Source organism: Paenibacillus sp. CFBP13512 (assembly GCF_005233705.1).
In the GTDB taxonomy this organism is placed as follows: domain Bacteria; phylum Bacillota; class Bacilli; order Paenibacillales; family Paenibacillaceae; genus Saccharibacillus; species Saccharibacillus nuruki.
On record NZ_QGAD01000045.1, the window covers coordinates 1 to 1,153 of the forward strand.

The following is a 1,153-nucleotide window of genomic DNA, read 5'->3' on the forward strand; positions in this document are numbered from 1 at the left end:
TCTCTCCGAGACGGATCCCGAGTAGTGCGGGGCACGTGAAACCCCGTATGAATCTGCCAGGACCATCTGGTAAGGCTAAATACTCCCTAGCGACCGATAGTGAAGCAGTACCGTGAGGGAAAGGTGAAAAGGACCCCGGAAGGGGAGTGAAATAGAACCTGAAACCGTGTGCTTACAAAAAGTCAGAGCCCTATGAATGGGTGATGGCGTGCCTTTTGTAGAATGAACCGGCGAGTTACGTTCCCGTGCAAGGTTAAGGTGAAAAGCCGGAGCCGCAGCGAAAGCGAGTCTGAATAGGGCGACTAAGTACGTGGACGTAGACCCGAAACCAGGTGATCTACCCCTGTCCAGGGTGAAGGTACGGTAACACGTACTGGAGGCCCGAACCCACGCACGTTGAAAAGTGCGGGGATGAGGTGGGGGTAGCGGAGAAATTCCAATCGAACCTGGAGATAGCTGGTTCTCCCCGAAATAGCTTTAGGGCTAGCCTCGGAAGTTGAGTCGTGGAGGTAGAGCACTGATTGGATGCGGGGCCCGCAAGGGTTACCAAGTTCAGTCAAACTCCGAATGCCACAGACTTTATTCCGGGAGTCAGACAGTGAGTGCTAAGATCCATTGTCGAAAGGGAAACAGCCCAGACCATCAGCTAAGGTCCCCAAGTGTGTGTTAAGTGGGAAAGGATGTGAAGTTGCACAGACAACCAGGATGTTGGCTTAGAAGCAGCCACCATTGAAAGAGTGCGTAATAGCTCACTGGTCGAGTGACTTTGCGCCGAAAATGTAACGGGGCTAAACACACCACCGAAGCTATGGCTTGATACTTTGTATCAGGGGTAGGGGAGCGTTGAATGAAGATTGAAGGTGTACCGCAAGGAGCGCTGGACCTCATTCAAGTGAGAATGCCGGTATGAGTAACGAAAAGATCAGTGAGAATCTGATCCGCCGAAAACCCAAGGATTCCTGAGGAAGGCTCGTCCTCTCAGGGTAAGTCGGGACCTAAGGCGAGGCCGAAAGGCGTAGTCGACGGACAACAGGTTGAAATTCCTGTACCACCGAAAGCCGTTATGAGCAATGGGATGACGCAGGAGGATAGTGACGCGGACTGATGGATGTCCGTTCAAGCAGTGAGGCTGATATGTAGGCAAATCCGCATA

1 rRNA gene is annotated in these 1,153 nt (G+C 52.4%); it reads left to right on the forward strand.

Features of this window, described 5'->3' with window-relative positions:
* A 23S ribosomal RNA gene (locus PaeCFBP13512_RS23120) occupies nucleotides 1-1,153 on the forward strand; the annotation flags it as partial.